This is a genomic window from Robertkochia sediminum (assembly GCF_016786255.1).
In the GTDB taxonomy this organism is placed as follows: Bacteria; Bacteroidota; Bacteroidia; order Flavobacteriales; family Flavobacteriaceae; genus Robertkochia; species Robertkochia sediminum.
Window position 1 is genome coordinate 304,238 of the sequence record NZ_JADMKT010000077.1, and the last position, 9,329, is coordinate 313,566.

The window sequence follows — 9,329 nt, forward strand, 5'->3', positions numbered from 1 at the left end:
GGTCTGTACCCTTATTGCATGATACGTAATTTAGGATCGATCACTAAGGGTTGCGTTATGGTTTTTCCATCTTGTGAAATGGTAAAATGGAGGCTGTACTTACAATCCTCTCCGCCGGTGGTTACCCGAACCGGTTTCACCTTAACGACCTTTTTGAGTTTTCCTTTCCAGCTTCCCTTGTAATTGATGACTTCCAGTGAGTCGGGAAACGGATTGGTTCCCTCTTCGTACATGACCTTGGTGATATTCACTTTATAGCCTTTGGATGTGGAAACCCCTTTCCATGTGATCACCCTTCCTTTTTTAACGGTGGCGAGGTAGGATTCTAAGGAGCCGGCATTATCCTGATCCTCGAATGTTGCATAGTCATTAAAATCTTCTGTTTCCCCATCTGCGATGAGTCTTGCGGCATCTACCTTGAGTTTGATCACCTCACAGGAAGAAAGGGTTGTAATAAATAGAAGAGCTACTGCCAGTGAAGTACATCTGATTAGCATTTTCATATGGGTTGTTTTTGGTTGGTATTCGTGTTAATGTGTTATGTATTTGGCGACACAATTAATGGTTACGAGTCATTGAATTATGAGGGCTAAATAACCGGAAGGATCTGGAGCATATGAACCGTCTTATCATGGAAGAAGGGGAGTACCGCTATTCAGAAAATACTGGAATGAACAGCAAAACGATGGCTTAAGCAGGGGTTCGAAGTTGAAATATACTGAAAATCAATCACTTAATAAAGGTGAGTTTCTCTAAATACTAAAGGATTGAAGTATACTTAAGCATTGCCTTTGAGGGAAGTCCTCCCTTTTGAGATCCTTGTTCTTAGGGCAAAGAAGAGTCTGATCCCGGCCCAAGGGCTAAAGGGAAAAGCAAATATGTGGTCGGGAGCTTGGGGGTCAGCAGGGTGAGTAGCTGTATGCTGATAACGGTGGCAAACCACATCGAAGTACTCAGAAATTGAGCAAGGACGATCCCGGTGAGTATGTATGTTTTTGTCAGTCTCATGGGTGGTGTTGCGGATTTATTCCTGAGCAAAATACAAAGAAAGTTCTTACTATTCCTGTACGTGGTTTTCTGTTTCCTGTTAAAAACAGTATTTTGGTAGTTGGAACATTTGAAACCGATCACCATAGCTTTGGGAATACCCCGGGGTATGGTCTCTTGTTCCTGTGGACTTTAACCGCTAAGCCTTTCACTTATGATGAAGATCAAAACCCTGTCGCTACTCGTATTGGTTATTTTATTCACAGTGTCATGTATACAGAAAAAGCAAGATCCTGTTTCTGAAGCGACACCAGTGGAGACCAAGGTACCGGTAGCAGAGCTCAGTCTTGACGAAGCGAACCGTTTGTCGCAACTCCCCCTGCAGTGCATGCAAACAGAATATCCCAACAAATTGGGACAAACCCTGAACGATTCAACACAATTACGCGCTCCCAGGCAACTGCATCCGGCCTTTTACGGCTGTTTTGACTGGCATTCGTCGGTACACGGGCATTGGAGTCTGGTGCGTTTGCTAAAGGAATTTCCCGGACTTGAAGGTGAAGCGGAGATTCGTAGTCGCTTACTGGAGAATATCTCCAAAGAACATATACAGGCAGAGGTGGCCTATTTTGAAATGGAAGGAAATGCCAATTACGAGCGTACCTACGGATGGGCCTGGTTACTCAAACTTGCCGAAGAACTGCACACCTGGAACGACCCTCTGGCCAGGGAGCTGGAAGCCAACCTGCAACCTTTAACGGCTGTTATTGTTGAGGGGTATCAAAGGTTTTTGCCTAAACTGCTGTATCCGATCCGGGTTGGGGAACATCCCAATACGGCATTCGGACTCGCCTTTGCGTGGGATTATGCTCAAACTACAGGCAACGAAGCACTCCTTGCACTCATACAAGACAAGGCCGGGGAGTATTACCTGAAAGATACGAACTGTCCCATATCCTGGGAACCCGGTGGAAGCGATTTCCTGTCACCCTGCCTGGAAGAAGCCGATCTCATGCGTCGGGTACTTCCTGAAGAAGCATACCGGACCTGGTTAAAGGCCTTCTTACCGCAATTATCCGATAAAAACTATACCCTGGAACCGGGGAGGGTAGGCGATCGCTCTGATGGAAAACTCGTGCACCTCGATGGGGTGAACTTCAGCAGGGCCTGGTGTCTTTATGGGATCGCTGAGACCTTGCCGGAATACGCCCACCTCAGGGAGGTGGCCGCAGCCCATATTGCCTATTCGCTACCTTCTGTGGTCGACGAGAACTATGAGGGGACCCACTGGCTGGGAACCTTTGCCATTTATGCACTAGCAAAAGCCGGTTCATGAAGCATATCTTTAAGAACATAGGTCCCGGAACCCTTGTAGCCGCAGCTTTTATTGGGCCCGGTACGGTAACGGTATGTACCCTGGCCGGTGCCGGATTCGGATACAGTTTGCTATGGGCCATGCTGGTCTCGGTGATCGCTACCATCATCCTTCAGGAAATGGCAAGTCGGGTGGGTATCATTACACAAAAGGGACTGTCTCAGGTGATCTACGAGAACATCCCCAATCTCTACATGCGGGTTATGGCTATGTTGCTTATCATCACGGCGATCATCGTAGGAAATTCGGCCTATGAAGGTGGTAATATCAGTGGGGCCATTCTCGGACTCGAAGCTATATTTGGCAGCCAATACCTGTCTGCTTATCCGTGGGTGATCGGAGGTATCGCCACCGCCGTATTGTTCTCGGGAAGTTATCGCATTCTCGAGAGGAGCTTACTCTTCCTGGTGCTCCTTATGAGTATTTCGTTTATCGTTACCGCCATCCTTACAGGCCCGGATCTCGTTGAGGTACTACGCGGACTCTTTATTCCGCGGGCAGATAGCAGCAATTTGCTCATGGTGGCCGCATTGGTAGGAACCACGGTGGTGCCCTATAATTTGTTTTTACACGCTTCCCTGGTCAAAGAGCGCTGGAAGCGGGAAGAAGACCTTAAAGCATCAAGAATAGATACGGTGGTGTCTATTGTGCTTGGCGGATTGGTTTCTATGAGTATCATGATCTCGGCTGCTACCATAAATTCGGGAGAGGTAACTACCGTAGTAGCCCTTGCTGAAGGCCTGGAACCCCTGTATGGTCCGATGGCCCGTTATTTTCTTGGTCTGGGATTGTTTGCTGCAGGTATTACCTCGGCAGTAACAGCACCGCTGGCTGCGGCCTATGTGGCCAGGAGCTGTTTCGGGTGGAAAGACTCGCTTAAAGGTCCGCGGTTTCGTGCGGTATGGCTTTTGGTATTGGGTATCGGGCTATTGGTACAAACCTTCCATATAAAACCCATAGAACTCATAAAGTTCGCACAGGTGGCTAATGGCATTCTCTTGCCTGTGATCGCCATATTTCTTTTTTGGGTCGTAAATAGACCGCAGGTCTTGGGAAAATACCGTAACACATTCCTTCAAAATATCCTTACCTTTATTATTGTCGTTTTTGCGGTCTTTTTAGGCGTAAAAAGCGTATTAAAAGTTTTTGAACTGTTTTGATGCACCCCCCTGTTAATATCAACTGCGATCTGGGCGAAGGTTTGGACAATGAAGCCACGCTTATGCCGCTCATACATTCTTGTAATATTGCCTGTGGAGGGCATGCCGGCGATAAGGCTACGATGAAGAGAGTGGTCGAATTGGCACGTAAATTCGGGGTCGCCATTGGAGCGCACCCTTCATATCCCGATCGGGAACATTTTGGTCGGGTTTCCCTTAAGATGGAAGATGAGGCCTTTAAGTCGAATCTGAAACAGCAGCTCGACGATTTCGTTGAGGTACTTGGGGGGCATACGGAAGACCTTCACCATATCAAGGCGCACGGTGCATTATACAACGACCTGGCGGTAAATGAATCTCTTGCCCGTAATTATCTGGAGGTACTGGAGCCTTACAAGGCAAATACCCTTTTGTACGTTCCCTTTGATTCGGTATTGGAGCGAATGGCATTGGAAACAGGCTTTAAGGTGGCAGTAGAAGCTTTTGGCGATCGCAATTATAACGATGATCTTACCCTGGTAAGTCGCCGGGACCCCGAAGCCCTGATCACCGAGAATAAAAAGGTGCTCGCTCATGTGCAGGAGATCCTGCGCGGATGGGTAACCACCGTAGAAGGACATATGAAGCCCCTGAAAGCCGATACCATTTGTATGCATTCAGATACGGCCAATGCCGTGGCGAATCTCGAATATTTAAAAATGCACCTAAACTATTGACACTTGCAGAACTTTGAATTAAAATACCGTCCGTTTGGAGAAAGAGCCCTGTTAATAGAGTGGCCGGAGGAGATCAGTGAAAACATTCTTACCGATATCATGGCTTTCAGTCGGCGTATTGCTGAAGCGATGCCCACCTTAGAGCGGGTACCGGCCTATAATTCGCTCACCCTTATAAGCAGGGAGCCTATGGAAGCTGAGGATCTTACTGCCGGGCTTCGCAAGCTCTATGATGAGAAAAGTGGGAATTCTGCTAAGAAACGAAAGCTATGGAACATTCCCGTGTGCTATGAAGCACCTTTTTGTCAGGATCTGGAGGAGATCGCCCAAGCCTCGGGTACTTCACCTGAAGCTATTATCGAGGGGCATACGCAGGCGACCTATACGGTGTATGCCATAGGCTTTTTACCGGGGTTTATGTACCTGGGAGGATTGCCGGAAGCATTGCACTTCCCGAGGCGGGAAAGTCCCAGGCCAAAAGTGGCCGCAGGATCGGTAGGTATAGGCGGAAAACAAACCGGGATCTATCCGCAGGAATCCCCTGGTGGCTGGAACATCATCGGGAATTCGCCCATAAAGATCTTTAATGCAGAAAATGACCCGCCCTGTGGGATCTCCGTAGGCGATAAGATCCGTTTTTACGCTATTGATAAAGACATGCACGAGTTGTTTACCATACAGGTAGACTCAGGAGTATTTCAAATTAAAACCCTAGAGTTAGATGATCAAAGTGCTTAATCCAGGTTTGTTTACGACCCTTCAGGACGAGGGGCGGTTTGGTCTCAGAGACAAGGGAGTGCCGGTAAGTGGTGCCATGGATCCCCGGGCAGCCCGTGTGGCTAATCTTTTGTTAGGCAATAAGGCAGGGGCTGCGGTGATGGAGATCACCATGACGGGACCTGAGCTTGAATTTGATAAGGAATGTGATTTCGCTATTTGCGGTGCCATGTTGTCTCCTGAACTGGATGGCGAAGCGTTACAGAACAATACGGTATATACAGCAAAGGCAGGTCAGCACCTGAAGTTCGGTAGGTTGGTCAAAGGATATCGCGCCTACCTGGCCGTGAAGGGCGGATTCGATACCCCTGAAGTGCTGGGAAGCAGGTCGTGGTATAAGCCGGTAACCGCAAGGGCCATGCTCAAAAAGGGTGATAGTTTGGAAACCGGTAAAGCCGGGAAACAAAGCACTAAGAATGTACCGGAATATCCACAGGAAAACCTGGAGGGTGATTACATCGAGGTGTATAAAGGTCCGGAGTACGATCTTTTAAGTGCCGATCAAAAGTCACAGCTGGAGAAGGGCATCTTCAAGGTCGCCAACGAAAGCAATCGTATGGCATATCAGCTTCAAGAGAAGATCCTGGGGCATAGTCACAGCATACTTACCTCTTCAACGCTACCGGGTACGGTGCAACTCACTCCTGACGGACGCATTATTATCCTGATGAAAGATGCGCAGACCACGGGGGGGTATCCCCGGATTTTGCAGCTTTCAGATGAAGGACTAGCCTTTTTGAGTCAGAAGAAAACCGGAGATCAGTTTCTGTTTCGTATCAAATAAAAAGGCTGCCATTTACGTGAGTAAAGGCAACCTTTCTACCAATTATGGAACCTAATTAAGCTTGTTTTAGCGCGTTTCTTCTGTTTACCTCTTCTGCGAGTAATTCGAGGGCTTCATTCTTAGAGATACGATCAAGCAGACCTAAGGTTTTAGGCTTGAAGCGTTCGTCTTTGATGAGCAATCGCCAAAGGGCCTGAATGAACTCCGAAAAATTGAGTCCGTTATTGTAATGCACAAGATTACTATCATAGGCTTCTTCGACCAGTTCTCTGACAGTTGCCTTGATCTCCAGGATTCCTTCTTCTAATGGTTTCATTGCTTCTTTTACCGTTTTTGTTATCGTAGGCAAGAGATTGGAAGCGGCTTCCAGTTGTAATTTCGGTCTGGGGATACGACGATCGATAGCGATCTGCGAAGAGCGTAGTTTTGCTCTGTATTTGGCGATATCCATGAACTGTACCAGCTTATTTCTGCGGAACATATCTTCCATGTCGCGTAGCAGCGAATACAGTTGATCCGGTGCCTCATCATTTTCATTTTCAATGAGCATCTGTATCTTCTCAAAATCGGTCATCGTCTGAGAAGAAAGACGTTCATACATATTAATATAAGATGTAGTGTTATTCATAGCGCCTCCATTTTAATTCAACCTATGATCCAAATCAAAGCAATACAAGGTTAATGGAGAAAATTTAACGTTTACAGACCTGAAAAAACGGTGTAGGAACTATGTGTGCAGCAGTGGAAAGTTCATGTTATCAAATGGTTATGTAGACGTTAGCAGCGGAGGGGTTTGAGTGGGAGTGTTTTTAAGGTGTAACGGTTGAAGTTATGAGGATTATTAGTTAGGCTTATAAACCCCTTCCGTTAGCGCTTTTGCGCTGCCACCTTCCCCTGGGAGGGGAAGAGATCGTGCTTTTGTTTTACAATGGTGATTTAAATGTTGGGATCGAATTCCATTCTTTCTAATGATTGATCGATATCCTTCCCCTTCAAGGGGAAGGTGGTTTTGCGAAGCAAAATCGGATGGGGTTGTCTAATTTATTTCCAGTCAATATTTTTATCACCACTCACCACTCACCACTCACCACTCACTAAACCCTCTTATACGTCTCCTCAAAGGGAACTCTGAACCTAGGTCCGTAGATCCCGTTCTCTGCGCGTACCCCACAGCCGATCACCATATTGATCTCTGCGCTTGAAGGGATGCCCAGCAGTTTCTTAACCCTCAGGGTATCGCTACCTTCCATAGGGCAGGTATCGTATCCTTTGGCGGCCATGCTCAGCATAAAGGTCTGGGCTGCGAGTCCGGCGCTCTTTTGGGCCACGATTCGCATATCGCTGCGTCGCACTTGCCGGTATACCGGCCTGAAGAGTCCGATGACATTAAACACCATGTATTTGAGCTGTCCCAGGATCCCCAGGAAGTCGGTGTAGATGGTGGGGATGAGTTTCTTATAATAGTTCAGGGCAAACTTCTCTCTCCTGCTGTATTCCGATTCAGGCTTGTCGCCATAGACCGACTTGAGGAAATTGATATTTTGTTGGGCACGCTTTTTATAAAGGTCCTTACGGCTTACCACGACCACCATTTGTTTGGCCGTCTTTGCGGCATTCTGCCCCAGGCAGGCCTCCGTCATTTTCTCCAGGGTGTCTTCAGAAACAATATGATAGAACTCCCAGAGCTGCAGGTTGCTTGATGTAGGGGCGAGGGTAGCCTCTTCGATACATGAGCGTACAACTTCCGGATCGGGGTTTTCATCATCTTTGAACACCCTCACAGAGCGACGGTATTGTATCGCTTCACTTACGGTTTTTTCCATTTAGAATAGCTTTCTTATATGTTTGGCAAGATTTGTCTTTTTACTGTACGGAGCGTAGCGAATGGGCACATCCATCCACGTACCCCGATTCACTACGGGTTTGTGGTGGGTAAAGATATCGAAACTCTTTTTCCCGTGGTAGGCTCCGATACCGCTATTGCCCACACCTCCAAAAGGAAGTCGCTTGTTGGCGATATGAATAATGGTATCGTTAATACATCCGCCTCCGAAATTATACTGACTCATGATCCTTTTGGCTTTGCGCGTTTTCCGGCTGAAGACATAGAAGGCCAGTGGCTTTTCGTAGCGGGATATGATATGGTGTATCTCTTTTTCCTTATCCCAGGTAAGTACCGGAAGGATCGGACCAAAGATCTCGTCTTTCATCACCTCGCTGTCCAGGTCCGGCTCGTCTAAGAGGGTAGGAGCAATATAGCGGTCGTCCCTGTTCGTGACACCTCCCATAAGTAAGGACTCGCCATCCAGCATGGCATTGAGACGGTCGAATTGCTTTTTGTTTACGATACGCGGATAATCGGGAGAGCGTTGCGGATCTTCCCCATAGGCTTTGGTGACCTCTTCGCGTATGGCTTTCACCAGGTCGTCTTTCACACTTCGCTCTACCAGCAAATAGTCGGGCGCAATACAAGTTTGTCCGCCATTGAGAAACTTTCCCCATACCAGTCGGCGGGCGGTAAGCTGAATATTGGCTGTAGCATCGATGATACACGGATTCTTACCTCCAAGTTCAAGGGTTACGGGGGTGAGATGCTCGGCTGCAGCCTTATAGACGATCTTACCCACCTGAACGCTTCCGGTAAAGAATATATAGTCCCAGCGCTGTGCCAGCAGGTCCTGGGCTACCTCGACACCTCCTTCAGCGACCTGTACATGTCCGGGTTCGAATACGGCAGTAACGATCTCGCGGATGATGGCAGAGGTGTTCGGCGTGAGTTCCGAAGGTTTTATACAGGCGGTATTTCCTGCTGCAACAGCCCCGATAAGGGGTGCCATGGCCAGGTTAAAAGGGTAGTTCCACGGGGCGATAACGAGTACGCTTCCATAGGGTTCCTTATAGATGGCGTCAGACGACGGGAAATTCGCCAGACTGGGCAGTACCGATTTGCGTCGCGACCACTTTTTAATGTGGTTTATGGTATGCTTGAGCTCGGCCAGGGTAAACTGGGTTTCTGATAGCAAAGCCTCGAATTCCGATTTGTTGAAATCCCGCTTTACGGCCTCACAGATCTCGGTCTCCCGGGCAATGATCTCCTGGTAAAGTCTTTTAAGCGAAGCTTTTCGAAAGGTTACGTCCTTGGTCTTTCCGCTGTTGAAGAAAAGACGCTGTTCCTTGACGATAGCGCTCGCATTGGCTTCCAATTGCATTGTTTTCATGAAAAGCGTTAAATTTTTTCTGATGCTTCACAAATTAGAAAATTATAATTAATATTGTCTCGATGACAAAACAAATTATCAATATTATTCCTGTCAACATTATTGTGATCCGTTCACAGTAGTGCAGGAAGGATATGGATATAATTTGTTCGGGCCTTCCATTGGGGAGGCCTTTTTTATTTGAGGTAACAAGTAAAAAGTAATAGGTAACAGGTAAAAGGGGTAAAGTCCTCTTTCGCTAAAGCTTCAGAGGATTAAAGGTAATAAGTAACAAGTAATAGGTGTGTCAGTTCGAGTGCCGGAGCGGAGCGA

General features: G+C 47.4%; 10 protein-coding genes. 5 read left to right on the forward strand and 5 right to left on the reverse strand.

Annotated features, from left to right (window positions below):
- Window positions 1–11 precede the first annotated feature (11 nt).
- Window positions 12–503, reverse strand: a complete 492-nt coding sequence (locus IS446_RS11225) for a hypothetical protein (RefSeq protein ID WP_203060731.1) — start codon at window positions 501–503, stop codon at window positions 12–14.
- Between the two features lie 322 nt (window positions 504–825).
- On the reverse strand, window positions 826–1,008 hold the full coding sequence (locus IS446_RS11230; protein WP_203060733.1) for a hypothetical protein: 183 nt from the start codon (window positions 1,006–1,008) through the stop codon (window positions 826–828).
- A 193-nt stretch (window positions 1,009–1,201) separates the two neighbouring features.
- Here IS446_RS11230 and IS446_RS11235 point away from each other — a divergent pair, with 193 nt between their 5' ends.
- The 5 genes from IS446_RS11235 to IS446_RS11255 are packed head-to-tail and all read left to right on the forward strand — an operon-like array spanning window position 1,202 to window position 5,799.
- Window positions 1,202–2,323: a DUF2891 domain-containing protein gene (locus IS446_RS11235; protein ID WP_203060735.1), complete on the forward strand. Its 1,122-nt coding sequence runs from the start codon at window positions 1,202–1,204 to the stop codon at window positions 2,321–2,323.
- Window positions 2,320–3,522: an Nramp family divalent metal transporter gene (locus IS446_RS11240; RefSeq protein ID WP_203060737.1), complete on the forward strand. Its 1,203-nt coding sequence runs from the start codon at window positions 2,320–2,322 to the stop codon at window positions 3,520–3,522. The genes IS446_RS11235 and IS446_RS11240 overlap by 4 nt, the downstream gene beginning before the upstream one ends.
- Window positions 3,522–4,238 (forward strand): LamB/YcsF family protein, encoded by a 717-nt coding sequence (locus IS446_RS11245; RefSeq protein ID WP_203060739.1) that lies wholly within the window; start codon window positions 3,522–3,524, stop codon window positions 4,236–4,238. The genes IS446_RS11240 and IS446_RS11245 overlap by 1 nt, the downstream gene beginning before the upstream one ends.
- 3 nt (window positions 4,239–4,241) lie before the next feature.
- A complete protein-coding gene (gene pxpB / locus IS446_RS11250) occupies window positions 4,242–4,976 on the forward strand; it encodes a 5-oxoprolinase subunit PxpB (protein WP_203060741.1) in 735 nt (244 codons plus the stop codon).
- Window positions 4,960–5,799, forward strand: coding sequence for a 5-oxoprolinase subunit C family protein (locus tag IS446_RS11255; RefSeq protein ID WP_203060743.1), 840 nt, complete (start codon window positions 4,960–4,962; stop codon window positions 5,797–5,799). Before pxpB ends, IS446_RS11255 begins: the two co-directional genes overlap by 17 nt.
- A gap of 55 nt (window positions 5,800–5,854) precedes the next feature.
- On the opposite strand, the gene IS446_RS11260 is transcribed toward IS446_RS11255, so the two are convergent.
- From IS446_RS11260 to IS446_RS11270, 3 genes are all read right to left on the reverse strand, one after another.
- Window positions 5,855–6,427, reverse strand: coding sequence for a hypothetical protein (locus IS446_RS11260; RefSeq protein WP_203060745.1), 573 nt, complete (start codon window positions 6,425–6,427; stop codon window positions 5,855–5,857).
- 466 nt (window positions 6,428–6,893) lie between these two features.
- Entirely contained in the window at window positions 6,894–7,622 is a 729-nt protein-coding gene (locus IS446_RS11265; RefSeq protein WP_203060748.1) for a nitroreductase family protein, read from the reverse strand.
- A complete protein-coding gene (locus tag IS446_RS11270; protein ID WP_235996478.1) occupies window positions 7,623–9,017 on the reverse strand; it encodes an aldehyde dehydrogenase in 1,395 nt (464 codons plus the stop codon).
- Window positions 9,018–9,329: the final 312 nt, after the last annotated feature.